This window comes from Mucilaginibacter sp., from assembly GCF_965200995.1.
GTDB lineage: Bacteria > Bacteroidota > Bacteroidia > Sphingobacteriales > Sphingobacteriaceae > Mucilaginibacter.
This window is the reverse complement of sequence record NZ_OZ241743.1, coordinates 852646-879074: the sequence shown is the minus strand read 5'-3', so window position 1 is coordinate 879074 and position 26429 is coordinate 852646. Positions and strand designations below refer to the sequence as shown.

Annotated in this window: 23 protein-coding genes; 11 read left to right on the top strand and 12 right to left on the bottom strand. The window is 45.2% G+C overall.

Annotated elements, in window-relative coordinates; genetic code table 11:
- Window positions 1-14: 14 nt before the first annotated feature.
- Entirely contained in the window at window positions 15-4493 is a 4479-nt protein-coding gene (locus ACY652_RS04240; protein ID WP_462266750.1) for a translocation/assembly module TamB domain-containing protein, read from the bottom strand.
- Window positions 4494-4559: 66 nt separating this feature from the next.
- Here ACY652_RS04240 and tsaD point away from each other — a divergent pair, with 66 nt between their 5' ends.
- Window positions 4560-5561, top strand: coding sequence for a tRNA (adenosine(37)-N6)-threonylcarbamoyltransferase complex transferase subunit TsaD (tsaD, locus tag ACY652_RS04235; RefSeq protein ID WP_462266749.1), 1002 nt, complete (start codon window positions 4560-4562; stop codon window positions 5559-5561).
- Between the two features lie 166 nt (window positions 5562-5727).
- The gene (locus ACY652_RS04230) at window positions 5728-5898 is read left to right on the top strand and encodes a hypothetical protein (protein ID WP_462266748.1); all 171 of its coding nucleotides are present in this window, start codon (window positions 5728-5730) and stop codon (window positions 5896-5898) included.
- 44 nt (window positions 5899-5942) lie between these two features.
- Here ACY652_RS04230 and ACY652_RS04225 read toward each other — a convergent pair whose 3' ends face one another.
- The 4 genes from ACY652_RS04225 to ACY652_RS04210 all read right to left on the bottom strand — a co-directional run bounded on the left by ACY652_RS04225 (window position 5943) and on the right by ACY652_RS04210 (window position 9585).
- Window positions 5943-6221, bottom strand: coding sequence for a hypothetical protein (locus ACY652_RS04225; RefSeq protein WP_462266747.1), 279 nt, complete (start codon window positions 6219-6221; stop codon window positions 5943-5945).
- Window positions 6222-6415: 194 nt separating this feature from the next.
- Window positions 6416-7426, bottom strand: a complete 1011-nt coding sequence (gene recA, locus ACY652_RS04220; protein WP_462266746.1) for a recombinase RecA — start codon at window positions 7424-7426, stop codon at window positions 6416-6418.
- A 285-nt stretch (window positions 7427-7711) separates the two neighbouring features.
- Window positions 7712-8446: a LytR/AlgR family response regulator transcription factor gene (locus ACY652_RS04215; protein WP_462266745.1), complete on the bottom strand. Its 735-nt coding sequence runs from the start codon at window positions 8444-8446 to the stop codon at window positions 7712-7714.
- Window positions 8443-9585 carry a sensor histidine kinase gene (locus tag ACY652_RS04210; RefSeq protein ID WP_462266744.1) on the bottom strand — a complete coding sequence of 381 codons (1143 nt, stop codon included), beginning with the start codon at window positions 9583-9585 and terminating at the stop codon, window positions 8443-8445. Before ACY652_RS04210 ends, ACY652_RS04215 begins: the two co-directional genes overlap by 4 nt.
- 242 nt (window positions 9586-9827) lie before the next feature.
- On the opposite strand from ACY652_RS04210, the gene ACY652_RS04205 reads away from it, so the two are divergent.
- The 5 genes from ACY652_RS04205 to ACY652_RS04185 all read left to right on the top strand — a co-directional run bounded on the left by ACY652_RS04205 (window position 9828) and on the right by ACY652_RS04185 (window position 16316).
- Window positions 9828-12698: an outer membrane beta-barrel protein gene (locus ACY652_RS04205; protein ID WP_462266743.1), complete on the top strand. Its 2871-nt coding sequence runs from the start codon at window positions 9828-9830 to the stop codon at window positions 12696-12698.
- 680 nt (window positions 12699-13378) lie between these two features.
- Window positions 13379-13813, top strand: a complete 435-nt coding sequence (locus tag ACY652_RS04200) for a YsnF/AvaK domain-containing protein (RefSeq protein ID WP_462266742.1) — start codon at window positions 13379-13381, stop codon at window positions 13811-13813.
- A gap of 56 nt (window positions 13814-13869) precedes the next feature.
- Complete coding sequence (locus ACY652_RS04195; RefSeq protein WP_462266741.1) at window positions 13870-14646, top strand: DUF2382 domain-containing protein; 777 nt, start codon at window positions 13870-13872, stop codon at window positions 14644-14646.
- A gap of 94 nt (window positions 14647-14740) precedes the next feature.
- Window positions 14741-15394 (top strand): OmpA family protein, encoded by a 654-nt coding sequence (locus tag ACY652_RS04190; RefSeq protein WP_462266740.1) that lies wholly within the window; start codon window positions 14741-14743, stop codon window positions 15392-15394.
- A gap of 37 nt (window positions 15395-15431) precedes the next feature.
- On the top strand, window positions 15432-16316 hold the full coding sequence (locus ACY652_RS04185) for a DUF2382 domain-containing protein (RefSeq protein ID WP_462266739.1): 885 nt from the start codon (window positions 15432-15434) through the stop codon (window positions 16314-16316).
- Between the two features lie 98 nt (window positions 16317-16414).
- Here the strand turns inward: ACY652_RS04185 and nth are convergent, their stop codons facing one another.
- From nth to ACY652_RS04170, 3 genes are all read right to left on the bottom strand, one after another.
- Window positions 16415-17170, bottom strand: a complete 756-nt coding sequence (nth, locus tag ACY652_RS04180) for an endonuclease III (protein ID WP_462266738.1) — start codon at window positions 17168-17170, stop codon at window positions 16415-16417.
- 51 nt (window positions 17171-17221) lie between these two features.
- Window positions 17222-17419: a hypothetical protein gene (locus ACY652_RS04175; protein ID WP_462266736.1), complete on the bottom strand. Its 198-nt coding sequence runs from the start codon at window positions 17417-17419 to the stop codon at window positions 17222-17224.
- 91 nt (window positions 17420-17510) lie between these two features.
- Complete coding sequence (locus tag ACY652_RS04170) at window positions 17511-18095, bottom strand: RNA polymerase sigma factor (protein WP_462266735.1); 585 nt, start codon at window positions 18093-18095, stop codon at window positions 17511-17513.
- A gap of 482 nt (window positions 18096-18577) precedes the next feature.
- Here ACY652_RS04170 and uvrA point away from each other — a divergent pair, with 482 nt between their 5' ends.
- Together uvrA and ACY652_RS04160 are read left to right on the top strand one after the other, a co-directional pair.
- Window positions 18578-21400 (top strand): excinuclease ABC subunit UvrA, encoded by a 2823-nt coding sequence (uvrA, locus tag ACY652_RS04165; protein ID WP_462266734.1) that lies wholly within the window; start codon window positions 18578-18580, stop codon window positions 21398-21400.
- Window positions 21401-21524: 124 nt separating this feature from the next.
- On the top strand, window positions 21525-21860 hold the full coding sequence (locus tag ACY652_RS04160) for an MGMT family protein (protein ID WP_462266733.1): 336 nt from the start codon (window positions 21525-21527) through the stop codon (window positions 21858-21860).
- Window positions 21861-21996: 136 nt separating this feature from the next.
- Here ACY652_RS04160 and ACY652_RS04155 read toward each other — a convergent pair whose 3' ends face one another.
- The 4 genes from ACY652_RS04155 to ACY652_RS04140 all read right to left on the bottom strand — a co-directional run bounded on the left by ACY652_RS04155 (window position 21997) and on the right by ACY652_RS04140 (window position 24040).
- Window positions 21997-22545 carry a hypothetical protein gene (locus tag ACY652_RS04155; RefSeq protein ID WP_462266732.1) on the bottom strand — a complete coding sequence of 183 codons (549 nt, stop codon included), beginning with the start codon at window positions 22543-22545 and terminating at the stop codon, window positions 21997-21999.
- 57 nt (window positions 22546-22602) lie between these two features.
- Window positions 22603-22926, bottom strand: a complete 324-nt coding sequence (locus ACY652_RS04150; RefSeq protein WP_462266731.1) for a hypothetical protein — start codon at window positions 22924-22926, stop codon at window positions 22603-22605.
- Window positions 22927-23106: 180 nt separating this feature from the next.
- Window positions 23107-23472: a hypothetical protein gene (locus ACY652_RS04145; protein WP_462266729.1), complete on the bottom strand. Its 366-nt coding sequence runs from the start codon at window positions 23470-23472 to the stop codon at window positions 23107-23109.
- Window positions 23473-23482: 10 nt separating this feature from the next.
- Window positions 23483-24040, bottom strand: a complete 558-nt coding sequence (locus ACY652_RS04140) for an RNA polymerase sigma factor (protein WP_462266728.1) — start codon at window positions 24038-24040, stop codon at window positions 23483-23485.
- 117 nt (window positions 24041-24157) lie between these two features.
- On the opposite strand from ACY652_RS04140, the gene ACY652_RS04135 reads away from it, so the two are divergent.
- Together ACY652_RS04135 and ACY652_RS04130 are read left to right on the top strand one after the other, a co-directional pair.
- Window positions 24158-24547, top strand: a complete 390-nt coding sequence (locus ACY652_RS04135; protein ID WP_462266727.1) for a nuclear transport factor 2 family protein — start codon at window positions 24158-24160, stop codon at window positions 24545-24547.
- A 137-nt stretch (window positions 24548-24684) separates the two neighbouring features.
- Complete coding sequence (locus ACY652_RS04130; protein WP_462266726.1) at window positions 24685-26316, top strand: ABC transporter substrate-binding protein; 1632 nt, start codon at window positions 24685-24687, stop codon at window positions 26314-26316.
- Window positions 26317-26429: the final 113 nt, after the last annotated feature.

Genomic DNA, 26429 nt, shown 5'->3' with positions numbered 1-26429 from the left:
CCAACTGACTTTGGTTACCTTTCATCATCATTGTTGCCGCCTGCATTGGTTGGCGGCGGCGGAGCCGAGCCGGCAGTATCGGCCCTGTTAATGGCATTGCGCCTTATACGGCGGCGGTTACCAAACATTTCGCGGAAGAAATCGCCAAACGTATCAAAGTCGCGCTGATAAATTAAGCCTACGCCATTTACATATTGCTGCACCAGTGAGCCGGTGAGGTTGCCCAGCGTGGTACTGTTGAGTACCCGGTAAGAGTATCGCCCCCGCAAACGGCCATCGGTGCGGATCAAAAATTCAGCAGCAAAATCCTTAGTTAGATTATCAGAATTAAGCAGGGTGCTGTTTTGCGTATTGCTACCCACAAACAGGTTATTGCTGCCGTAGGTGCTGTACAAGCTGCCGCTAAAAATCAACCGGTCATTTAATACCTTAACAGATGCGCTGGCATCATTTAAGGAGCGTATGTTTAAATCGAAATACTTGATGTTGGATTGGGCAATTAAACTGTTCAGCTTGTTAAACGCAAATTCGCTTACAGCTTCGGAGGCAGTACCCCGCAATTCGCTGTTAATATTGCTGCCCGTGCCCGGCGCAAACTGCCGGCGCACAATAATGCTCAGCGCCTGCTGACTGCGATTGTTATAATCATTCAGGTAAGTGCTCAGGTTATCTTTTACCGATGGATCGGTTGGAAAATTAAAATCGAAATCTATTTGTGGCTGCAGCAGCGAGCGGGTAATAATCAGCTCGGCCTGCACCAGGCGGTATTGGTCGCCGGTGGGCGATTGCAGTCCAGCCGCTACATAAAGGTTGTTAATGTTGGTACGCACTTCATATATAGCCCGCAAATTGATTTCTGCATTAGACGGGTTCCCCGTCCACCGTATGGTTCCCCCCTGCGAAACAGCAAAATTCTTACTGATAAAGTTTTTAGCCGTAAACTCAAACTTACCCGACGAAATCTGGTAATCGCCGTACATATCAAAATCACCAAAGCTATTGATCTTGAGGTTCAGGTTGTTAGATATACCCCGGCCTTCAAGTACGCCCAAATCGGTAGTTATCCGTACCAGCGTTTTTTCATCAATACTTAAATCAAAATTCAGGGTAATGCCTTTAAACGCATTTCCGTTGCTTATAATATTGGTAGTATCCTTATGGCTTACAAACCTTACAAAATCATACTCGCCGGCAGTGGCCGAAGTATTAAGCGGGATATTAAATACCGTACTGTCTTCGCTGCGGGCCTTAATGTCAATATACATACTATCTATCGGGCCGGTAAAGCTGAAGCGCCCGCTGGCGAAAGCCCGGCCATAGTAAATATGATTATCTTTAAAAGTGGTGTTCAGCGCCATTAAATTGCGCGCTTCAATATTTACATCCAGTTTGGGTGTGCTGATGTTGGTTAAATCTACCGTGCCGTTGGCGGTACCAATGCCGCCCTTTACATCGCGCATTTTTAGGTTATCAACTTTTATAACGCTGTTGGTTACCTGCAATTTGTCATCAATGGTATAGGGCACCTTCAGGTAATCTACCGTTAAGCCTGTGCCTGCCAGGGTAACCGTTCCATTAAGTTTTGGGCTGGCCACTGGTCCGGTAAGTTTAAGGTCGGTAGAAATGTTTCCTTTCAGGTTTGATACCAGGCCTTTGGTGAACGGCGAAAAGATTACCGCTTTGGTTTGGTTCATGCGCACATCAAAGTCAAGCGCGTTCTCATTATCGGTGCCCAGCAAGTACAAGCCGCTTATGTCTACCGTTTCCAGGCCACGGTCAAGCAAATTCAGTTTTATTTTAGCTTGCTTACGCTCTTCATCAAGGCTCGACTGTATTTTCAGGTTACCTAAGTACGTATCATTCATGGTCAGCGTATCCACGCGCAAATCCGCATCTACCCCCGGCGATTTAATTACCGAAGTAAGTTTAACCTCACCGTTTACTCTGCCGGTAAATTTAACCCCGGCAGCCTTGGTCAGCTGGTCAAGCGTGGTCATGCTGAATTTATCGAAAACTACTTTCAGCTCATCCTCCGGATTGTCAGAAATGAAACCGTTGATACGTACCCTTTGCTCCCCGTTTGATAGCTCAAAGCCGGTAACCTGCGTTTTGCCGTTAAGTAACCTGATGCGTACCTGCTGCTGTAATTTCCAGTTCTGGTTTTCCAGCACAACGTCTGATGGTAATAATTTCAGTTTAGCAGTTGTATCGCGCCCAAATTCTACCAATCCGTATAAATCGAGTTGGTTAACAGCATTTTTGTCTGACAATTTTACGTTGAACTTCAGGCTATCCCGCTGCAGGAAATTGGTGATGTTGATATTCTTAATAAAAAGGCTATCGGTTAAATCTACCCGGCTGAGTGAAACGTTCACCCCCAGTAAGTTATCGTCGGTGCTCTCGTCAATAATAAAATCGTGCAGTACAATCTTGCCGTACTTAATGGTTTTAATCAGGCCGTTCAGGGTAGCGGTTTGGTTTATTGAGTTAAAATGGCCGTTAAAGGTACCGCTATCAGGAATACTCACCTGTGGTGCAAACATAATCAATGCAGGGCTTAGGTTTTTAAGCCGCAGGGTAAAATCAAAGTTTTGCCTTCCCGGTTTACCGAATGTGGTTTTAAGTGAAGGGATGTATTTTTTTACTACCGATTTAAAGTAGGCAGGAAGTGTGGCCAAATCATAAGTACCTTTAATACTGCCGTCAGCAATGTCTGATCTGAGGCTGATCACGCGGTTGTTACCCAGGCCGGTAGCGGTCAGCGCAACTGAGTCTACCACGAAATTATTACGCGGATCAACAATCCTCAAGGGCGACAGCACAATGCTGCCCTGCAGGTTACGCAAATTATTTCCTCTGAATGAGGTATTCAGCTTAGCGCTAAGGGTAATGGTATCTTTAAGCAGATGCAGGCGGTATAGCCGGGCATCTTGCAAGGTGGCGCCTACCTTGTAGGTAGGCAGCGCTTCATTTAAATTTACACGGCCATTCAGCGCCAGCTTAATGTTGCGGTCGTTGATGTTGATTTTGGCGTTGGCTACCTGCCTGATAAAGCTGCCATCCAGTTTCAGGTTTTGATAGCTGTACCCGCTGTAGGTAAGGTAAGTCATACGGGCATTGGCTTTCAGGCTCAATGTATTTACGTTGATACCCTTACCATTTATATCCGCATCAAAAGTACTCCGGCCAAGCGCAGCCTGGTCAAGCAATCCGCCCAAATCAAAATTATAACCTTTTACCTTACCGGCATAGGTCATGTTAGCCTCGCCCGGTTGTTTAATGCGCAGGTTGGTTTCCACGCGGCCCGGCTTGGTTTTAAATGTGCCCTGGGTTAAAAAGTTGGTTTGGTAACCGGTAAGCCGTCCGCTGAAATTGATGTTACCAAACTTGTTCATAAAAACCGGCAGGCTGAATTTGGGGCTGTTGGCCAGCCTGCCTAAAATGTGGTCCAGATCGCGTTTGTTGGAAGCCAACTGGTTAAAGCGTAAATCGAAATAGGTATGATCCCAGTCGGGCAATCCTTTAAGCCTGAAATCACCTTTCAGGTAAGTGGCCTGCCCGCCGGTAATGGTAAGTTGCTTTGCCTTTAAATCATTTACCGTACCCCATGCACGGCCATTTAAGCCAAAATCAAACCGTATGCCTTCCAGCGAACTGGTAAAATAGCGCACATCTTCCGACGATATTTTTGAGCCGTGCAGATCAGCTTCCATGTACACCCGGTCTTCAATATGTTCAGATACATCGCCAAAATCCTTAAACCGCATCTTAAAGTAATTTTTCAAATACGATTTTGGCGTAACCAGCAACAGGTTCTGCGCCAAAATCTGGTTGGTATCCACCGTGATGTTGGTGCTCAGGGTTTTGATGAACAAGCCGCTCTTTTCGTGCAGCGTAAAGTTTTGCACGCCGGCCTTAAACAGGTGGTTGCTTACATCCAAACCCTGTAGCTGTACCGAAAGGCGGTTTACATCTATATCATTAAAATTTACCTGCTTTTTTAGCAGGGTATCTTTTTCCAGATAGTTTTTGTAACGAAAATGCAGGTTATTTACGGCAATCTTCTCAAAATTGATATGCCATGGGCGGCCTGGCGCCTTCTTGCTGGTATCGGGCCTGCCCTGAAAATAATCCAGTATAAATTTAAGGTTGCTGGTGCTGTCTTTATATTTTTTCAGGTAAACAGAGCCGTTATCCAGTTGTATCAGTTGAAAATTGATGCTGCGGCGCTTAATGCTGTTGAAGATGGAAAAGCGGCGTAATTCCACCTCCAGCTTTGGGGTGCGCAGCAGGGTATCATGCTGTTTGTCCAGCACATACAAATCTTCCAGCACAATGGTGGAGAAGGGTTTAATATACAGGCTTTTTATATCAACCTTAGTATGCAGTTCTTTGGAAAGGTAAGCAGCCCCTTTTTTAGCAGCCCAGGTTTGCACTGGTTTATACTGAAAAAGTACCAGCACAATGCTGACGAACAGTACAATGAACAGCACGATGCCTAACGTTATTTTGAGTAGTTTTTTAATAACTTTGCCTTTTAATAAACAGTAAATACCACCGTGCCTGTTATTTTAGGAATTGAATCTTCGTGCGATGAAACCTCCGCTTCGGTATGTGTTGACGGCGAAATACGCAGTAACGTAATTGCTAACCAAACCATACATGAAGCCTATGGCGGCGTGGTGCCAGAACTGGCCTCACGCGTTCATCAGCAAAATATCATCCCCGCTGTGCAACAAGCAATACTAAACGCAAAAGTAAGCAAAAATGATATTGATGCAGTAGCTTTTACGCGCGGCCCCGGCCTTTTAGGCTCATTACTGGTAGGGGTGAGCTTTGCTAAGGCTTTTGCACTGGCTCAGGATATACCGCTGATTGAAGTTAACCACATGCAGGCTCATGTACTGGCCCATTTTATCGGTAAACATAAGCCTTCGTTCCCTTTCTTGTGCCTCACCGTTTCGGGCGGGCATACACAAATTGTGCTGGTAAAGGATTATTTCGATATGAAAATCATCGGCCAAACGCAGGATGACGCGGCTGGGGAGGCAATGGATAAAACCAGTAAAATTTTAGGCTTGCCTTACCCCGGCGGACCGCTGATTGATAAATATGCCCGGCAGGGCAACCCGGACGCCTATAAATTTCCGGAGCCGCAAATACCGGGTTATAACTTTAGTTTTAGCGGATTAAAAACGGCTATTCTGTATTTTATCAGGGATAATGAAGCAAAGAATCCTGATTTTATTAAAGAGAACCTGCCGGATATTTGTGCCTCGGTAGAAAAAAGAATTGTAACCATATTGCTTAATAAGTTTAAAAGAGCCGCACAGGAATATAACATTAAAGATCTGGCGCTGGCCGGTGGTGTTTCGGCCAATACCGGCTTGCGCGAAGGTTTACAGCAATTATGCCTGCAGCAAGGCTGGAATAGCTTTGTGCCCAACTTTGAATACTGTACCGATAATGCTGCCATGATTGCCATTGCCGGGCACTATAAATTTTTAAGCGGGGAGTTTGTAGGGCAGGAGGTAGCCCCGATGGCCCGTATGCCTTTTTAAGCCAATGAATGATTGAGTAAAAAAGCGGTACTTAATCATGCAACCCCATCAATAACCTGTCGTTGCTTCGTTCTTCGCAATGGTAAGTTTGGTTTTTCTGTTCACTTCAGCAAGCGTTACCATCAAAAATCTTTACATTTGACTTCTTTATTTCTACTCCATAAAAATGTCTGTTCCTTCGCTTATTTTTTGGCTGGTTTTCGCAGTTCCGTTAGTGGGGTTGCTGATTTGGATAATGCGCCAGGACAAGCGCAAGGGAATAACCGGGCTTATTGTGCTGGCAATTATTGTAATTATTGGAGTTGCCTACATGTACGCGCGTACCCAGGGAAGGTAATGCCACCTGTAAAGGCAGCATTACACTATTATAATGCATGTTTTCTAACTGAGGCTTTTCTCCCGAAATTCAGGAAAATCGTAGCCCAGTACGGCAAGGGTATCTTTGTATTTATCTTTAATATCGTGGTAACGTGTTTGCCGTTTCTGCTCGGTGGCTGAGCAGGTATCAACGGTTTCAAGCAGTAAGTTCATTTCGTCAAGCACGGAGCTTTGTTGCTGATTATCAGTAGTAATGTTCAGGCCGGGTTTGGATTTAATTATCCGCATCGTAATGATCAAGGCCGCACCTGCCGCCATAAGAGCAATATAAAAACTTTCCATGGCAATTTATTTGTCAGACCACAATAAAGAATGCGTTTAATTTATTTTATCCAATATACGTTGCAGTCCATACTGCCGGTTTTTAAATGATTCCCTTATTTTAGGCAATACCTCTTTAAGCTATAGGCTAAAAAGTAAAAAAGCTCCCCGGTTAATACCGGGGAGCTTTGATTATTAAAGTCTTTAATTAAAGATTATGCTTCGGCCATATCGCCGTTCACAACATCCTTAATCTTGTTTTCCAATTCTTCTGCCAGTTCTGGGTTATCAATCACTAACTGCTTAACGGCATCGCGGCCCTGGCCCAGGCGGGTTTCGCCATAGCTGAACCATGATCCTGCTTTTTTAATAATGTTGTGCTCTACACCCAGGTCAATAATCTCACCAGCCTTGGATATACCTTCGCCAAACATAATATCAAATTCGGCCAGGCGGAACGGAGGTGCAACCTTGTTTTTCACCACCTTTACCTTCACGCGGTTACCTGATACCTCGTCGCTATCCTTAATTTGCGAGATACGGCGAACATCCAGACGTACTGAAGCGTAAAACTTAAGGGCGTTACCACCAGTAGTGGTTTCGGGGTTACCAAACATTACGCCAATCTTTTCGCGCAACTGGTTGATGAAAATACAGCAGCAGCCGGTTTTATTAATGGTGCCCGCAAGCTTACGTAAGGCCTGCGACATTAAGCGGGCCTGTAAACCCATCTTGCTTTCGCCCATTTCACCTTCAATTTCACCTTTAGGCACCAAAGCGGCTACCGAGTCAATCACCAGAATATCAATAGCGCCGGAACGAATCAGGTTGTCGGCAATTTCAAGTGCCTGCTCACCGTTATCGGGCTGGGAGATCAGCAGGTTTTCTACATCCACACCTAATTTCTGGGCGTAAAAACGGTCGAAAGCATGTTCCGCATCAATAAAGGCTGCAATGCCGCCCTTTTTTTGTGATTCGGCAATAGCATGAATAGCCAGCGTAGTTTTACCGGATGACTCAGGGCCGTAAATTTCAATTACCCGGCCTTTGGGTAAACCACCCACACCCAGTGCCAGGTCAAGCGTTAACGAACCGGTAGGGATAACCTCTATGGGTTCAATCACGCTGTCGCCAAGCTTCATGATAGTGCCTTTACCATACGATTTCTCCAGCTTATCTAAGGTAATCTGGAGGGCTTTTAATTTATCTGCGTTTGCGTTACTCATCTTATTTATTTGTATAACAAATATACTTAATTAATTTAATTTGCTAAAATATTTAGTACTTAAATTGACTGCTCTTTATCATTTACCACCCGGCTAACCAACAGGATTTAAGGCTGATTTTTAAAATAAAGGCTATTTTTTTGTTATATAAATATACAAATATTGATTAACAAAACAGATAAGCAATCACCGCTTTAAGGTAATAATTTATTATTGATAATCAGGTGCTTGTAATCTGTCAGGCTAAAACAGGCAGGGAAGCAGCAGGGCAAGCGCTGATAGGCGTTATTGATTTAAAAAGTTGTTGAAAGTGTCTTTATACTGGTCGCCTATGGCGATGTATACGCCGCCTATTTGGATAGCGTTGCGGGCAACGGAATGTATCTTATCGAGCGATACAATAAACGAGCGGTGTACCCTCATAAAACGCCTGGGCGGGAGTTTATCTTCCAGCGCTTTCAAGCTGGTTAAAGAAAGCAGCGCTTTATCTTTTCCGGTTAGCCATACTTTCACATAATCTTTCAGCCCTTCAATGTAGATGATATCATCCAAATTTATTTTGATCAGCTGATATTCAACCCTTAAAAATACATAGCGGTTCTCCTCTCTGGGCTCCGCATTTACCGGTATAGCTTCGGCCTGAATAATAAGCTGCTGATAAGCCAGCGCCTTGTTAGCGGCCTTTAGAAACTCTTCATAGTTAAACGGTTTCAGCAGGTAATCAAGCGCGTCTACCTTGTAGCCCTCCAGCGCAAACTGGTTATAGGCAGTGGTGAAGATGATGCGTGGCTTGCGGCCTGCGCGGCCATCCAGCACCCGGGCCAGTTCGATGCCGTTCAGGTCAGGCATTTGTATGTCTAAAAATATCAGGTCAACGGTTTCGGTATGCAATGTTTTTAGTGCCTCTACGGCGCTTGAGTATTTGCCGGTAAGGTTCAGAAAAGGAGTTTGCTCAATAAATAAGCTAACCAGTCCCAAAGCCAAAGGTTCATCATCAACGGCAATACAGTTTAAAGTCATGATAGCTGCAGGTTTAGGTGAACATAATGCATATTGCTTTCGGTTGTGGTGTTAATATTTAACTGGTATTTACCGGCATACAGCAAATCCAGCCGGCGGCGGGTATTCACCAGGCCAATACCACTGTTGCCATCCAGGGTTTTTTCTTGGTCGGTTACAATTGTGTTAGACACATCGAAGCCAAGCGTATGGCCTTCTTGCTTCAGTTGAATAGTAATCATGCTGTTTTGTGTGGAGCTGATACCATGTTTAAAAGCATTTTCTACAAAAGGTAAAAACAACATCGGGGCTATTTGCGCCTCCTGCAGCCGGGCGGGTTCTTCAAAAGTAAGGGTTACCTTTTCGGTAAGGCGCAGCCGCATCAGCTCAATATAATCTTTAATAAAATCTACTTCTTTACTCAGCAGGGTGGTGTCCTGCTGGGTTTCATACAGCAGATACCGCATCATGCGCGATAATTTATGCAGGGCCTGCCTTGATGATTCCACATCAATCATGGTGAGCATATAAATGTTGTTCAGCGTATTGAAGAAGAAATGGGGATTGATCTGCGCTTTCAGAAAGGATAGCTCCGATTCGGTGCGCTGCTGTTTCATTTCCTGATGAAGCTGGTTATCCTGCTGCCATTTTTGTACGGCAGTAACACTGGTGCTCACCCCTAATATCAGCGCCGTAATGGTAAGGGTAAACATATCCAGCCGCGGGCCGTGCCTGCCGGGGCCTGGGCCGCCATGATCGTTAGGTGGCGGCGGTCCTGGTGAGCGGCCCGGCGGTCTTGCAAGGCCAGGAGGGCCATCATGGTGTCTGAAAGCGGCTTCCATGATATCAGGAATATGCAGCCAGGTATCAATCAGTATATTTAAAACAATTACGCCAGCTGCCAGAATGGTAATAACTATTAAAAACTTCACTTCCTTGTTTTTAAGCAGTAGCTGTGGTACCAGCAGGCGCGAGTTGATATAGTAAGCCACAATAAGTAAAACCACCGTAAGGCCCTGCTTTACCCAAAAAGCCGTGGGGATATGAATACCCCACGATAGCGGTTGTGAAAGGAACAAGGCAGAGCCAAAGCAGAGCCATAGCAGCAGTTGAATGATGGCAGCTACGTTTTTACTCTTCGGGTTGGTTGTAACTTGCATGAATGAACAATATTACGAAAGCTGCCCGGTAATGCCAATTATGATAGAAGCAAGGCCATTATTTACAGATGAAGGGCCGCTTTTACCCGACAAGAAGCAAATAATTGATTTTTTAATTTTAAAGCCGGCTTTATAGGCTGATTATGCGCATTCGTCTACTGGCTAAAGCGCCCGGTCTATTGTGTTTTTAGCTTTGTTGCCCTGTGCTTTCTTTTGTGCTGTTTCCAAAGCACTAAAATCTGATGAAAGCTATTTATTGTACATTGTTACTAATTTTTGCTGCTACGTTTACTTATGCCCAAACAAGGCACGAGGTTACCGGTACAGTTAAAGACTCTGCCGGCGCTACCCTGCCGGGCTCAACCGTAAAGTTGATTTACGGCAAAGACAGTACCCTGACTGCTACCAGCCTTGATGGTGGTTTTACACTACACAACATTAATGCAGCACAGTTTACGCTGGTGGTGCAATCTATCGGTTACCAAACGCTGCGCAGGCGGGTAATTGCCGGCGAGGATACCAAACCGGTAGCGTTAGGAACGATTATTTTAAAAGCATCATCTACCTTATTACAGGGAGTAACCATTACGGCCGTTACCCCGGTAAAAGTTAAAGAAGATACGGTAGAATATAGCGCCGGTGCCTACAAGGTGCGCCAGGGGGCGGTAGTGGAAGAAATGCTGCGCAAAATGCCGGGCATTGATGTGGATAAAGACGGCAATGTAACCGCTCAGGGTAAAAGCGTAACCAAAGTAAGGGTAAATGGTAAAGACTTTTTTGGCGGCGATTTAAAAACTGCTACCCAAAACCTGCCTGCCGATGCGGTGCAGAATGTGCAGATTATTGATGACTACGGCGATCAGGCCAACATTACCGGCATCAAATCGGGCGAGGCCGAAAAGGTGCTGAACATTACCATCAGGCAGGATCGTAACAAAGGCTATTTCGGGCAGGCCACCGTAGGCGATGGGCACGATCTGCAGCCTTCAACGGTATCCAATCAAAGTAACCGTTATGTGGCCTCTGCTAATGCCTTCCGTTTTAACGGCGATCAGCAGCTGGCATTTTTGGGTAACCTGAATAATACCAATACCAACCTGTTTACCTTTGGCGGCGGTGGCCCTCGCGGCGGCGGGCCGGGCGGGCCGCCGCCGGGTGTGGGTACTACTTCTAACGCCAATGGCATTACTACGGCCCGTGCCCTGGGCTTTAATTACCGCGACAGCTGGGGTAAGCACATTACCGCTTATGGCAGCTATAGCTTTGCCGATAATTCGGTGTTTACGCTAAGCAATATTGTACAAACCAATAATACAGCCAACAATTCTCAAAACGCTGCATTAAACAGCCCCATCATCAACAATTTGAGTAACAACCAAACTGATGAACGGAAAAATCACCGCTTTAATTTTAATATTGAATGGAAGCCGGATACGGTAAACTATGTAAAAATTATTCCGACCATTACTTATACCGGCTTAAACACCCAGCTTAGCAGTACGAGCAGCCTGAGCCGTAATGATACAGTACGCAATGCCTATAACTTAAATTCGGTTACAACAAGCTCAACCCCAAATTACGGCCTGAGTGTGTTGTACAACCACCGGTTTAGCAGTAAGGGGCGTAATTTTAGTGTTGCCGCCAGCGCTGGTACCACCAAACTTACGCAATATCAAAACCCCATATATAATTATACCATTGGCAAAGGAGATGCACCGGCTAACCAGCAGATTAATACGCATGTAAAGCAAGATAGTGTAAGTGCCGGCTTTTCCTTTATTGAACCGCTTAGTAAAAAATCATATCTGGAAGCCAATTATACTTTGCATCATGATTATACCACTGCTGACAAGGAAACGAATGTGTTAAACAGCAGCAACGCATTCGTCCTGAATGCAGATTTTAGCAACGACATCAACTACGCATTTACAACTAACCGATTTGGCCTGAATTATCGTTTCATTGATAAAAAGTATAACTACCTGTTAGGTATTGCTGCCCAGCCCGCTCAGCTGGACGTAACTGATCTGAACAGCGGGAACAGGTATCATCAAAACACTTTTAACATTGCACCTACAGCAAGGTTTGTTTACAACATAGCCCGCGGCCAGGCGCTTACTGCCAACTTCAGCGGTGCCAGCAGTCAGCCTACTTACTCAGAACTTCAGCCGGTTTATGATTTTTCAAATGTGCAATATCCAACTATCGGCAACCCTGCGTTGAAGCCTGAATTTAACAACAACTTATCCATACGTTATAATAAGTTCGATTTTCAAAGCGGTAATATCCTGTTTGCCAACTTGTCGTTCACGCAAACCAGCAATAAGATTGTAGCCAACACCATCACCTATCAGGGGGTATATGCGCCTGATACTTTGCTGAGTAACAAGATACTTACCCGTTACCGAAATACCAACGGCTTCTACAGCGGTTCTGCCTTCTACGTGTTTGAAAAGCCATTTGCCCAGCGCAAATACCGGCTGGCTTTTAACGGTAATGCCACCTATGCCAATAATATCTCCTACATCAGCAGCGTAGCGGCAAATACCTATAATTTAACCGAAGAAAGAAATATTGCCAAAAACCTGATGTTAACGCAGGGCGTAAGGTTCCGGCTGGATATTACCGATGTAATTTATGAGGAGTTTAATGCCAGTTACAGCTTAAGCCATACTAGTAATTCGGTGGCACAGCCCAATGTAAACAACACTTTTCAAACCATCAATTTAGGGCTTAACGGTAAGAATTACGTGTGGAAGGATTGGACCCTGAGCTACGATTATACTAAAACCATTTACAAGGGTTACCAGGGTGCTACTAATCCCAACATTTTAAATGCCTATGTAGAGCGCCGGTTCTTAAAAAGCAAAGCGGCAACCATCCGCCTGTCGGCATTTGATTTGTTTAATCAAAATACCGGCTTTACCAATACCTCAAGCGGTAGTTACGTTACGCAAACGCAAACCAATCGTTTAGGCCGTTATGCCTTGCTGAGCTTTACACTGCGGTTGCAAAAATTTGCCGGCAAGCGTCCCGGTCCCGGCGACGGCCCTCCTCCGGGGGGCGGGCCTCCGGGCGGCGGCTTTGGCGGCCCGCCTCCGGGAGGCGAATGAAGGGGTCAACAACTTATTGGGTTCTGCTCAGGCAGCCCGGTGCTATCGGCACCGGGCTGTTCTTTGTTGAAAAGAAATCTATTTTAATCCTGATGCTCATATAAAACAACCCGCTGCAATTTGGTTTTCTGTCTTAGGTAAATGTTCTAAGACTGCCCGATAGTACGCTTTGATTATTGAGCTATAAGTGTTCGGAAGGCTTTTTAAGCTGGAATAACTGCATTTGCATCATCCTAAACTGATCTCTGCGCCCTGCGGGCAGCACCGGTACATAAGTCAAAAGTACGGGTAGAACGAGCGGTATTCCTGCCTTCCGGATAGGGCTGATGTATCTTCCTTATCCACTCTGTAAAGTGTAAACCCAAAGTTTACATAATTTAAAATTTATATCATTTAATACGTTGATATTCAATGTTTTGCAAAAAGACAGGGTTTACACTTTTTAGAGCTTTTAGTTGTATATTTCCATGCATTTTCTGGTCTTCTGAACACTGAAGGTTATTCAACTAACCAGCTGTATATATATAATTACTGATATAAATTTAGATAAAAACGAATGGGGTAAGGCTTTCAAATAAGTAATTAAATTATTTTAATTAAAACTTTACATTATTTCTTGCCTTTATATCATACTATCTCTTGCTGACCTATAAACAGTAAGTATTTAGGCAAATATTGTAATGGAAAACTGGAAAATATTTACAACATCAACAGATGGCCGGCCAGGTGGTGAGCAGCATATGCAGATTGAACCACAATCAGTAATACCGGTTGTACAGGAGGAGATGCATGTAGATAAGCAGCAAATTGAAACAGGCAAGGTCAGGGTAGCAAAAACAGTAAGTACAGAGAACGTTTCTGTTGATGTACCTGTAATACAGGAAGAAGTAATTGTAACAAAGAAGCCTGTAAACCTGTATATAGATACGCCTCCGCCCGGCGTGCGCCAGGAAGGTGATACCACAATCATCTCCGTTGTGCAGGAAGTGCTGGTGAAGCGCCTGCTGCTGGTTGAGGAAGTGCACATTACCAGGCACCGTACCGAAACTACCGCTACAGTTAACGAAACCCTGCGAAAAGAAGAAGTAACTGTTAACCGGGCTACTGGACTTTAATTCAAAAAATAATTTTAATAAATCATCTAATACAACAACAATTTAATTTAACAATTATGTCACACACAGTAATTGGTGTATTTAATTATACCAGCGAAGCACAGGAAGCAAAGCAATATTTAAGCAGCAACGGATTTAACAGCGAAGACGTTGATATTGCTACTCAGGATGGCACTGCATCGTCAACCGGCGATACCGGTGATCGCATTGGCAGCTTTTTCAGCAATTTGTTTACCAGCGATGACGATGAGAACGTACGCTCGAAATATACCGAAGCCGGCCGTAAGGGTACCATTGTTACCGTTCATGCCCGGACATCTGAGCAGGCAATGCAGGCGGTTGAAATCCTGGATCAGTATGGTGCCATTGATGTAAACGAATCTTCTTACCAGAACGAAGGCCGCACCGGTGCTGCCAACAGCGGTAAGATTGATGTAATTGAAGAAGAATTACAGGTAGGTAAGCGCGAAGTAGAAACCGGCGGTGTACGTTTACGCAGCCGTATAGTAGAACGCCCGGTTGAAGAAAGCATCCGCCTGCGCGAGGAGCATGTAAACATAGAGCGTACCGCTGTAAACCGCCCGGCAACAGAAGCTGATTTTGCAGGTTTTAAAGAAGGTACAGTAGAGGTAACAGAGCATGCCGAAAGAGCAGTAGTAGCTAAAGAAGCACGCGTAGTAGAAGAAGTAAGCCTGAACAAGGAAGTTGCTGAACGTGAGGAAACCATAAGGGATACTGTACGCCATACAGAAGTGGATACAGAAAACATCACAGGAAAAGACAGCACCTATACCTCAGGCACTGACACTGATACCACATCAGACAAATTATAAAACCAATATTATTAAACCAGGTAGCAAGGCAAAACTTACTGCCTGGTTTATTTTTTTAATCAATACAAATTTCAACACTTAATCACTTAACAACATGGCAGAATTAGATGTACGTCCTAAACGCTCAAACCCGTGGTGGCTTTGGCTTTTACTGGCGCTGGTTGCATTGGCAATCTTATTTTTCTTATTTAAAGGATGTAACACTAAAAAGGGTGCAGTTTCAACAACTGACTCCACCAGCACTGTAACTACTGACAGCAGCGCCTCCGGCAAACCAGCTATTGCAGCTACAGAACCGGATTGGAACAATGTAGATTTTAATTCGCCAAAATCGGCAGATCAGGATGTAACAGACCCGGATATTGCAGTTAGCGGTAATGATAAGTATACCATTTATACTCTGGGCGAAAATATATTGTTTGCTACCGATAAAAACACTGTGCAAAGCAGTGGTGAGGCAAAGCTTAAGCAGGTAATCGGTTCTTTGAACAAACGCTTCAAAGGTGCCAGCATTGGTGTATACGGCAGCACGGATTCTACCGGTACAGCAGGGCATAACAAGCAGTTAGGCGCCGAGCGTGCCGAAGCTGTAAAAGGCTGGTTAGCTAAAAACGGTATCGACTCTACCAAAATAACCGTACGTTCTTTAGGCGAGTCAAAACCGGTAGCCAGCAATGCTACTGCCAGTGGCAGACAGCAAAACCGCAATGTTTCCATTGTCGCTTTTCCGAATGGTAGCGCAGAGTAAGTAAACTGATTTTTAAAACTTTTAAAGAAATTAAGCAATGGCTTCAAATGAAAATGCATATACCCGCCTGGAAGAACTGGGTGGCAGCAATTACGAGATAGTGCCGGGCGAACCGGATATTAAGGGCTGGGATGTAAAAGACAGCGAGGGGCATAAAATAGGAGAGGTTGATGAATTATTGTTCGATGCTGAGGCGCGTAAGGTGCGTTACCTGGTAGTAGACTTTGATGATAATGATTTAGACCTGGAAGACGAACGTAAGGTATTGGTACCTATTGGCGTAGCTGAGCTGCACGAAAATGATGATGACGTAATACTTCCTAATGTTACCGCTGAGCAACTAAGTAATTTGCCGCCTTACGAAGCAGGCAGCTTAACACCCGAAACGGAGCATACTGTACGTAATGTATTTGCCGGATTAGGTGCAGCAGGTGTTGCAGGTGCAGCCGCAATTGAAGGAAATGATTTTTATCATCACGAACATTTTGACGAAGATAAATTCTATAGCCCGCGTAATACAACAGCAACCGATACCACCGGTGATGATTCAATTAAAATAATTGAAGAAAACCTGGAAGTTGGCAAGCGCGAAGTAGAAACCGGCGGCGCCCGTATTACCAGCCGGCTGGTAGAACGCCCGGTGCAGGAAACAGTGAACCTTAAAGAGGAGCACGTAACTGTGGAACGTACAGCGGTTGACCGCCCTGCCTCAACTTCTGATTTTGATACCTTTAAAGAAGGTGAAATCGAACTTACCGAACATGCGGAAGTACCCGTGGTAAGTAAAGAAGCGCGTGTGGTAGAAGAAGTGAGCATCAGCAAGGATGTAGAGGAAAAAGAAGAAACCATCCGTGATACGGTGCGCAGTACCGAAGTTGAAGCAGAAAAGTTTGATGATAAAGACAAGTCAGATCGTCTGTAATTAATAAAAGCTGTTTAACCGTAACTGTTAATAGCCAAAGGGCTGGTATTCAAATACCAGCCCTTTTTGGTTCTATATAGAAAGTAACCGCCTTGTATTTATTGTCTTATACTTCGCTTTTTCAATTCTCTGGCAATCGCATCCAGTTGTTTCTTCTTCTGCGCTTCCTTTACCTTTTTGGCTTTCAGCACTTCCTGTCTCAGCAAATAATTTTCTGAGGTAATGCGCTCATAATATTTGCAGAAGTGCGTAAGCGGGCAAATCTCGCACTTTGGCGTGCGGGCCACGCAAATGTACCGGCCATGCAGAATAAGCCAGTGATGTGCCATGCCCAGCGTTTCTTTGGGCAAATATTCCATCAGCTGCAGTTCTACGGCCAGTGGGGTACGGGCATTGGTGGTTAAGCCAATTCGGTTAGCCACCCTGAATACGTGCGTATCTACGGCTATCGCCGGGGCATCGTATACTACCGAGGCAATTACATTAGCGGTTTTGCGGCCTACGCCGGGCAGTTTCTGCAGCTCATTTAAATCACTGGGCACTTCGCCGTTAAAATCATGCAATAGCATACGGGCCATGCCGGCCAGGTGCTTGGCTTTATTGTTGGGGTAACTTACGCTGCGGATGTAGGTAAAAATCTCGTCGGAAGTAGCCTGGGCCAGCGCCTGTACATCAGGATAGCGGGCAAATAAGGCCGGGGTAATCTGGTTAATGCGCTTATCGGTGCACTGTGCCGAGAGGATAACGGCTACCAGCAGTTCGAAAGGGTTGCTGTAATGCAGTTCGGTAACCGGGTTGGGTTGATGTGTGGAAAAATAATCAACCAATAAGCGGTAGCGCTCCTTTTTCAGCATGGGGCAAATATAAGAAGAGCTTCGTGTATTCACGAAGCTCTTAAAACATCATTAACGCAAGCTTTTCGAGTGCTTCAGGATGCGATCCACTGTTTCCGCCTTGGGCTGCATTTGCAGCCGGTCAAGCTCAGTTCTGAGCGAGTAGTAGAATACGGTTTCGTCCGCATTCAGGGTTTCAATGGTGTCTAATCCTTTCACGTCGGCTATGTTAGTGATGGCCTTTAAAATAGTAGTAGAAGTTTCATCCATAAGCGTGTTTGAATAATTTGTTTACTCATAAACGCAAGCAGGTTGTAAATATTTTTTAAATTTTAAAATATTTTTTTGCACATATCCATCACTAATTTTTTAAGCTGAGTTCTTTGGTCTGCATCATTTTACGCAGGTTGTTAAGTGCGTAACGCATACGGCCCAAGGCGGTATTGATACTTACATCGGTAACATCTGCAATCTCTTTAAAGCTCATGTTACCAAAATGGCGCATAATCAAAACTTCTTTCTGCTCGGCTGGTAGCAGGTGAATCAGCCCCTTTAAGTCGCGGTGGGTTTGCTCGCGCACCATGCGGTCTTCAGTACTTTCATCATAATTACCCAGCACCTCGAAAATGTCAAAGTCATCACCGCCGCTAACTAATGGCGTACGCTTCTCTCGTCTGAAATGGTCAATCACCAGGTTATGTGCTATACGGCTCACCCAGGGCAGAAACTTGCCTTCCTCGTTGTATTTACCGGCTTTAAGGGTGTTAATTACCTTAATGAAGGTATCCTGAAAAATATCTTCGGCCAGGTATTCATCCTTTACCAGTAAATAGATAGAAGTGTAAATTTTTGATTGGTAACGGCGTATGAGTTCAACCAACCCGCCCTCGTTGCCGCCAATGTATTGATGGATTAAATCCTGGTCGCTTTTCAATTGAAAATCCATAGAACTACTTTAAAAATCTAATAATTTGGAAACAATAAACGTTTTAAAGTAAATTTCTAATCAATAAGGGGTTCTCCTTTTGGCTTTTAAATTAATAGTATCTCAAATAAAGTAAAAAAAACTTTTTCAAACAAATATTTAACAAAATTATCTGATACCCTAACAATTGACTGACAATGATATTATTGAGTTTTGTCAAAAGGGCATTTTGTAAAATATTATTCTGCTATTGTATGTAAGACTAAAGTAAATGGCCTTAAGTTTAATGTTAAACCACAAATATAACGTTTAAGGCAGTAGTGCAACAGATCCATAACCATACGCTAATATAGCTATAAATAGTTGCTTATTGCTAAATATTTTAGGAAATTTGCAATCCGGGTGAGTAGTTGGTAATGAATAGTTTGCACTAAAGCGAACTAAAACGGGTTTAACTGTTTTGTATAGATTACGGCCGCGAACAACGAACTTAATACACACTAATGGTTAATCAGGCAGAGCAAGATCCGCAACAACATATTATAATTAAAGGTGCACGGGTACACAATTTAAAAAACCTCGATGTCTCTATCCCGAAGAATAAGCTGGTGGTCATCACCGGCATGTCGGGCTCCGGCAAGTCCTCGCTGGCATTTGATACGCTGTATGCCGAAGGCCAGCGGCGCTATGTGGAAAGCTTGTCCTCCTACGCCCGCCAGTTTTTAGGCCGCATGAACAAACCCGATGTAGATTACATACGCGGTATTGCCCCGGCTATTGCTATTGAGCAAAAGGTAATTACCTCCAATCCGCGTTCTACCGTAGGCACTTCTACCGAGATATATGATTACCTGAAGCTGCTGTTCTCGCGCATCGGCAAAACCATTTCGCCGGTATCGGGCAAGCAGGTAAAGCGCGATACGGTAACCGATGTGGTTAACTTTGTGCAGGGCCTGCCCGATGATACACAGGTCACCATCCTCTGTCCGCTGCATCCGCACAATAACCGTAGTTTGAAGGAAGAACTGGCGGTATTGCTGCAAAAGGGCTTTGTACGGGTAGAGTACAACCAGGCCCTATCCCGCATTGAAACCTTGCTGGAAAATGAAAGCATCGGTACCGACTCGCTGGCCAGTGGCGATACCGTGCGCATTGTGATTGACCGTATTACCAAGAACGGGGAGGAAGAAACGCTGAGCCGCGCGGCTGATTCGGCCCAGACCGCCTTTTTTGAAGGCCGGGGCGATTGCTTTGTACGCTATACCAGTCCGGAAGCAGAAAATGAAACCGAAGCCTTTTTTTGCGACCGCTTTGAGCTGGACGGTATCCGCTTCGAGGAGCCTACGCCTAACTTCTTTAGCTTTAACAATCCTTACGGGGCCTGCCCGCGTTGCGAGGGTTACGGCAAGATCATCGGGATTGATGAAGATCTGGTGGTGCCAGACAAGAGCAAATCTATTTTTGACAGTGCCATTGCGCCCTGGCGCGGCGAGAAGATGAGCGAGTGGAACCAGCAACTCATCCGCCAGAGCGATAAGTTTAACTTTCCCATCCATAAGCCTTACAGCCAGCTGAGCGAAAAGGACCGCAAGCTATTGTGGACCGGCAACAAATATTTTCGTGGTATTGATGCCTTTTTTAAGGAGGTAGAGGAGCAGACGTATAAAATACAGTACCGGGTGATCCTGTCGCGCTATCGTGGCAAAACCACCTGCCCCGAATGCCGGGGCAGCCGCCTGCGGCCCGATGCTACGTATGTAAAGATTCAGGATAAATCGATTACGGATGTAGTGCTGATGCCCTTGGATACGGCTCATGCTTTTTTCAAAAACTTGAAACTGGATGCGCATGATGAAAAAATAGCCCGCCGCCTGCTGATGGAAGTGAGCAGCCGCCTTAATTTTTTAAATGATGTAGGTTTGGGTTACTTAACGCTGAACCGCTTATCCAATACCCTATCGGGCGGCGAATCGCAGCGCATCAACCTGGCTACCTCGTTAGGCAGCAGCCTGGTAGGTTCGGTATATGTGCTGGATGAGCCAAGCATCGGTTTGCACCCGCGCGATACCCAGCGATTGATAACGGTGTTGAAATCGCTGCGCGATGTGGGTAATACGGTATTGGTAGTAGAGCACGAAGAAGAAATTATGCAGGCGGCCGATCACCTCATTGATATTGGCCCCGAAGCCGGTACGCATGGCGGCGAACTGATATTTGCCGGCACCTATGATGAAATTATTAAGGACGAGGATAGCTTAACCGGCCGTTACCTGAGCGGTAAGGAAGAAATTGCCGTACCCGCCCAGCACCGCAAGTGGAGCGATTATGTGCTGATTAAAGGCGCCCGCGAAAACAACCTCAAAAATATCGACGTTAAGTTTCCGTTAGGCGTATTCACCGTGGTTACCGGCGTATCCGGTTCAGGGAAAACCAGTTTGGTGAAGCGCATTTTACACCCTGCCCTGCAAAAGGCCATGGGCAATTACTCGGGCGAAATTACCGGCCAGTACGATGCTATCGAAGGTGATATTGCCAAAGTGGAGCAGATTGAAATGGTGGACCAGAACCCCATTGGCCGTTCGTCGCGCTCTAACCCGGTTACCTATGTAAAGGCCTGGGATGAGGTGCGTAACCTGTTTGCCGCCCAGCCGGCATCAAAGGCAGCCGGGCTGAAGCCATCCGCATTCTCTTTTAACGTAGAGGGTGGCCGCTGCGATGTGTGCCAGGGCGAGGGCGAGGTAAAGATTGAAATGCAGTTTATGGCCGACATCTTTTTGCCCTGCGAGGCCTGCAACGGACGGCGTTTTAAGCAGCATATTCTGGATGTAACCTATCAGGACAAAAACGTAGCTGACATCTTAGGTATGACCATTGACGAGGCACTGGAGTTTTTTGTGAACGAGCCTAAAATTGCCAACCGCATTAAGCCATTGCAGGAAGTAGGCTTGGGTTATGTGCAGTTAGGCCAATCCTCCAACACCTTATCGGGCGGTGAGGCGCAGCGCATCAAGCTGGCTTCGTTCCTGGTGAAAGGGAATAATGCCAACAAAACGCTGTTCATCTTCGACGAGCCCACCACCGGCCTGCACTTTGCCGATATTAAAAAGCTGCTGAAATCCTTTGATGCGCTGCTGGAGCAGGGCAACACCATTGTGGTGATTGAGCACAATATGGATGTGATCAAAAGTGCCGACTGGGTGATTGATATTGGCCCCGAAGGCGGCGACAAAGGCGGCAACCTCGTGTTTGAAGGCGTACCCCAGGATTTGGTAAAAGTGAAGAAAAGCTATACCGGCCAGTTTTTGAAGGAGCGGTTAAACAAGTAATAAACATCACGTCATTGCGAGGTATGAAGCAATCCTCAGCACATAGAGCGACCTTGCAAGTTGATCTGCACAGCTGAGGATTGCTTCGTACCTCGCAATGACGAACTTCATAAATTTAGTTATTATGGCAGCAGATTCCAGTTTCAATAACCACGTATTCGAAGTCGTCCGGCTTATCCCGCCGGGTAAAGTTACCTCTTATGGGGCTATTGCGAAATTTTTAGGCCGGGGCAACTGGTCGCGCAAGGTAGGTTACGCCATGGGGCTGATACATGGCGTGCAGCCGCCCGTACCTTACTGGCGGGTGGTGAGCAGCCAGGGGCGACTTACAGGGGATACCTCCGGCATTGAGACGCGGGCGCAGTTGCTGGCTGAAGAAGGCGTGACGGTAACCGGCGACAAAATACACAACTTTAAAACGGTACTTTGGAAGCCGGATGTAGAAGTTGATTTTGAGTAGAGTGTAGAGTGGCGTTGCAAACGCCAGACAGAATGAAGCGCTCGTTATAAACGAGCGCAAGTAAAAATGGTGTTGCAAAAGCTGGATAGCGTGAAGCGGCATATTATAAACGGGCGTAAGTTAGAATTACGGTATTTTAAATGTTATTCCAGTCAATGTTCAAATTCGTTCCCACGAAGAAATTACTCATCAATTCGTTTATGAAATTGTCATAGTCCCGAAAAACCGCTTTAAGTTCTTCAAATGCTTGAGTACTTGCTTCGTGTAAATGATTATATTCTTTAGGGTGAACAAGTTCGTCACGTTTTATTTTTATATCTAATAATTTCTGAATTTTAGAAGCGAAGTATTGCTCTTGTACTGTTTGTTTATTCCATGTTTTCGCTATTTGCTTATAAGTCTTTTTAAATTTTGGAATTAATTTATCCTTATCATTATAACCTTGATAATTATCTAAACTATTTAATCCAAAAATATCTGCTTCAAGTAAAGAGAAAAAGCTTCTTAAGCTTGCTCTATAGAGGGCATTAAAGCTTTCTATGCTATTCATATTAGCTTCTGTTAAATTTAGTAATGTTACATAGTCTTTACGAAGCACATTATGTATATATTTAAATTTACTCATAGTTTCACCGGCCAATAACATTTCTTCTAAATTATTATAAAACTTAGTGTCGGAGTTCATAAATATGAATTGTTGAATTCCAGGCTATTAGCGTTTATTTAAAGCAGATATTAATAATCAAGATGATTTGTTTGTGGGAGGAGGTGACACATTCTTCTTACCTGAATTACCTTTGTCATTGTCACCTCCGTCATAACCGCCAACTCCAGATAAAACATAACCCGCTAATCCACCAAGTAAGGTTGCAACAGTCTCTCCCTTTAATATTTCCTCTATTGCTAATATTATTATTGCTGGTATGAGGCTTAGTATAGATACGAATTGAACTGTTCTTGCTCCAATACCTTTATTCCTATAAACCGTTCTAAACATTATGAGTAACAATGCCAGTGGTATAGTAGCAGCCATGATGAGTTCTATATATTGCTTAACGTCTTTCATTTATTTAAAATCTAAGTTATCACCAACGTTTTATAATTAGTACCATAAATATACAAGATATTAGTTAAAAGTTGTTAATTGCAGTGAGGGCAAGCCTTCAAACACAATAAAACAAAAGCCGGTCACCATCCGCAACTGCGAATAGCCAACCGGCTTTGCTGCTAAATATAAAACGGGTAATTAAGGGGTAGGTTGCTTTTCGGATGCGGGTTCGGTAAAATCTCGCCAGCCGCGGCCGCAGCGGCCTTTCATGCGGGCCTTAAAGGCTTCGCGTTCTTCATCGCTCAGGTGGGCAAAGCGCTCCTGCATACGGGCGCGGCCCCAGGGAGCGCCGCCGCCAAAACGGCCCCGTCCGCCAAAGCCAAACAGCAGCTTACTAAGCGCCAGCAGGCCAAGCGCCTGCCAGTAGGTAATGGTGCCCAAATGGAAAATATCGGGCATCAGGCCGTTCCACAGCTGCATAACGGCAAAGCTGATCAATGCCGCAAAGGCAACAGCTATAAAAGGCATAAATACAAAACGTCGTTTAAAAAATAATTTTTTCATGTGTGTTGGGTTAATCGTACATCAATTCATCATACAGTTGCCTTAAACGCCTGCGCAGGTACAGTACCGCATAGTATTTGCGGCTTACCCAGGTTTGCACCGGCTCGCCGGTTTGTTCGGCCAGTTCCTTGAAACTTTTACCTTCCAGCTCCTGCGCTGTAAAGGCAGCCTTTTGCTCGGGCGGCAACTCGTCTAAGGCAGTAAACAGCTCCTGCCAGAACAGGTTGCGCAGGTACTCCGTTTCTGGCGTAGCAGCCTCGGTAAGCAGCAAGGTTGTTATTTCCTGCGCCTCTTCGTCGTCTTCATCGGCGGCAGCCATATCCTCCAGCAAAAACTCGTGCTTCTTTTTATAGCGGTCGGTAATTTTGTTGCGGGCCACGGTGTACAGCCAGGCGCCGGTTTGCTCAATGGGTGCGGCGTTTACTACGGCGCTCAGCTGGTACCAAACATCCTGCAGTATGTCTTCGGCATCAGCATCGGTTTTTACCTTGCTGCGGATAAAGCGCAGCAACCCACTTCCATACTTTTTGATGGTTTCGAGCAGTGAAGGTGGTTGAGCCTGGGGCATTACGGCAGCGTTCAAATCGTATCTGTTTAATGGGGTAGACGATTGAGCCCAGCAAACATTTTAAATTAGACCAAAATAATTGAAAATAGTTACTTTCGGGACTTCACCTCGAAAAGCATGACCGGATACAAGAAGCGCGAGCAGCTGATACAGGCCTACATTGAAGCCTATAATAATTTTGATATTGACGGGATGATGGCCGGCCTGAAGAACAGCATGGAGTTTAAAAACATTACCAACGGCGTAACAGATATGCACCTGCAGGGGTTGGAAGCATTTAAACAGCAGGCCATACAGGCCACCGCTTTTTTTAACCAGCGCAAGCAAACGGTAACAGCCTGCCGGCATGAGGCTGCGCATACCGAAGTTGCGGTAGACTACCAGGCCGTAGTAGCGGCCGACTTACCCAACGGCTTAAAGCAGGGCGATCTGCTGCAACTCAGCGGCACTTCGGTGTTTACGTTTGATGGCGGTAAGATTTCCGGTATTACGGATATCAGCGAGTAACTCTTTCTCCTGTCATTTCGACCGAAGGGAGAAATCTTCTTCAGGCGACTGACCTGCAACAGGAGATTTCTCCCTATGGTCGAAATGACAGATTAATGAAGCGGCAACAGATAAAAATTAATCCCATCTTTAGGCTGATGAAGCAGGGCCGAATTTATATTGTATTTCTGTTGCTTTGTACACTGGCCGCCTGCCGCCCCAGCAATACCGACCGGGGCAAAACCATTTTCAATTTCAACATGGATGAGGGCCTAACCTCGATGGACCCCGCCTTTGCCCGTAATAAGAATGCCCTTTGGATAGATAACCAGCTTTATAACGGCTTGGTGCAGATTGACGATAGCCTGCATAATCACCCCGCCATTGCCAAAAGCTGGCAGCTATCGGCCGATGGCTTAACTTACACTTTTTATTTACGTGGTGATGTGTATTTTCATGATGATGCGCTGTTCCCGCAAGGCAAGGGCCGCAGGGTAACTGCCGGCGACTTTGCTTACAGTTTTGGCCGGCTCATCGACCCTAAGGTAGCCAGTTCAGGTTCCTGGATTTTTAGTGATAAGGTAGCCGGTAAACAGGCATTCAGGGCGGTTGATGACAGCACCTTTCAAATCCGGCTGAAGCAACCTTTTCCACCCTTGCTCAGCCTGCTTACGGCGCAGTATTGTTCGGTGGTGCCGCATGAGGTGGTAGCGCATTACGGAAAGGATTTTCGCAATCATCCGGTAGGCACCGGCCCTTTCCAATTCAAATACTGGAAGGAAGGGGAGGTATTGGTGCTGCTCAAAAATAAGCATTACTGGGAAAAAGATGCCGGCGGACATGCACTGCCTTATCTGGATGCGGTACGCGCCACCTTTATCAGCGACAAGCAAACCGCCTTCATGGAATTTATTAAGGGTAAACTGGATTATTTCAACAGTATTGACGGCAGCTACCGTGATGATATCTTAACCAAAAGTGGCCGTATTACGCAAAAGCATAAAGGCAAATTTCAACTTATCATCGGCCCGTATCTGAATACAGAATATATGGGTATATTGGTGGATAGCAATTTGTCTATAGTAAAGCATTCGCCATTGCGGCAGCTTAAAGTAAGGCAGGCTATCAATTATGCCATTGACCGTAACCAACTGATTAAATACCTGCGCAACAGTATTGGTACGCCGGGCACCAGCGGCTTTATTCCCGAAGGGATGCCGGGGTTTAACGCCGTTGCAGTAAAAGGGTACAGTTATAACCCGGTAAAAGCGCAGCAACTATTAGCCGAAGCCGGCTTTCCGCATGGTAAAAACCTGCCCGAAATATTGTTGAGCACCACCACTACCTACCGCGACCTGATTGAATATGTACAAGGTCAGCTCAACCAGGCCGGCATCCGTACACGGGTAGAAGTGGTACAGGGCGCCAGCCTGCGTGAGTTGATTGCCAAGAATGGAGTGAGCTTTTTCAGAGGCTCATGGGTGGCCGATTATCCGGATGCGGAGAATTACCTGTCGCTGTTTTATTCTAAAAACAAGATACCTTTTGGCCCTAACTATACTGGTTATAATAATCCGAAATTTGATGTCCTGTTTGAGCAGGCCTATCACATAGCTGATAACAGCAAGCGATATGAACTGTACAATCAAATGGATCAGCTAATGATGCAGCAATCGCCTGTGGTAGTGCTGTATTATGATAAGTTAGTGAATCTGTATCAGAATAACATCAGCGGTTTTGGGCGTAATGCACAGAGTTTGCTGGTGCTGAAGAAAGTAAAAAAGCGATAGTTTTATTCTCTAATAAAAAACTTAATTATAAATATATGTACAAGTTGATCTACTTACTCATCGGAATTTTTTTATTCACTGGTTGTTATCAACCTAACCATGATAATTCTAAC

Coding starts and splice junctions, on each gene's coding strand:
- ACY652_RS04175 (WP_462266736.1), bottom strand. CDS start 17,419: ATGGATGAAACTTCTACTACTATTTTAAAGGCCATCACTAACATAGCC.
- ACY652_RS04130 (WP_462266726.1), top strand. CDS start 24,685: ATGAAGCAGGGCCGAATTTATATTGTATTTCTGTTGCTTTGTACACTG.
- ACY652_RS04225 (WP_462266747.1), bottom strand. CDS start 6,221: ATGGAAAGTTTTTATATTGCTCTTATGGCGGCAGGTGCGGCCTTGATC.
- ACY652_RS04195 (WP_462266741.1), top strand. CDS start 13,870: ATGTCACACACAGTAATTGGTGTATTTAATTATACCAGCGAAGCACAG.
- ACY652_RS04140 (WP_462266728.1), bottom strand. CDS start 24,040: ATGCCCCAGGCTCAACCACCTTCACTGCTCGAAACCATCAAAAAGTAT.
- ACY652_RS04200 (WP_462266742.1), top strand. CDS start 13,379: ATGGAAAACTGGAAAATATTTACAACATCAACAGATGGCCGGCCAGGT.
- ACY652_RS04135 (WP_462266727.1), top strand. CDS start 24,158: ATGACCGGATACAAGAAGCGCGAGCAGCTGATACAGGCCTACATTGAA.
- nth (WP_462266738.1), bottom strand. CDS start 17,170: ATGCTGAAAAAGGAGCGCTACCGCTTATTGGTTGATTATTTTTCCACA.
- ACY652_RS04190 (WP_462266740.1), top strand. CDS start 14,741: ATGGCAGAATTAGATGTACGTCCTAAACGCTCAAACCCGTGGTGGCTT.
- ACY652_RS04155 (WP_462266732.1), bottom strand. CDS start 22,545: ATGAACTCCGACACTAAGTTTTATAATAATTTAGAAGAAATGTTATTG.
- uvrA (WP_462266734.1), top strand. CDS start 18,578: ATGGTTAATCAGGCAGAGCAAGATCCGCAACAACATATTATAATTAAA.
- ACY652_RS04160 (WP_462266733.1), top strand. CDS start 21,525: ATGGCAGCAGATTCCAGTTTCAATAACCACGTATTCGAAGTCGTCCGG.
- ACY652_RS04185 (WP_462266739.1), top strand. CDS start 15,432: ATGGCTTCAAATGAAAATGCATATACCCGCCTGGAAGAACTGGGTGGC.
- ACY652_RS04145 (WP_462266729.1), bottom strand. CDS start 23,472: ATGAAAAAATTATTTTTTAAACGACGTTTTGTATTTATGCCTTTTATA.
- ACY652_RS04210 (WP_462266744.1), bottom strand. CDS start 9,585: ATGCAAGTTACAACCAACCCGAAGAGTAAAAACGTAGCTGCCATCATT.
- recA (WP_462266746.1), bottom strand. CDS start 7,426: ATGAGTAACGCAAACGCAGATAAATTAAAAGCCCTCCAGATTACCTTA.
- ACY652_RS04170 (WP_462266735.1), bottom strand. CDS start 18,095: ATGGATTTTCAATTGAAAAGCGACCAGGATTTAATCCATCAATACATT.
- ACY652_RS04150 (WP_462266731.1), bottom strand. CDS start 22,926: ATGAAAGACGTTAAGCAATATATAGAACTCATCATGGCTGCTACTATA.
- ACY652_RS04215 (WP_462266745.1), bottom strand. CDS start 8,446: ATGACTTTAAACTGTATTGCCGTTGATGATGAACCTTTGGCTTTGGGA.
- ACY652_RS04205 (WP_462266743.1), top strand. CDS start 9,828: ATGAAAGCTATTTATTGTACATTGTTACTAATTTTTGCTGCTACGTTT.
- ACY652_RS04230 (WP_462266748.1), top strand. CDS start 5,728: ATGTCTGTTCCTTCGCTTATTTTTTGGCTGGTTTTCGCAGTTCCGTTA.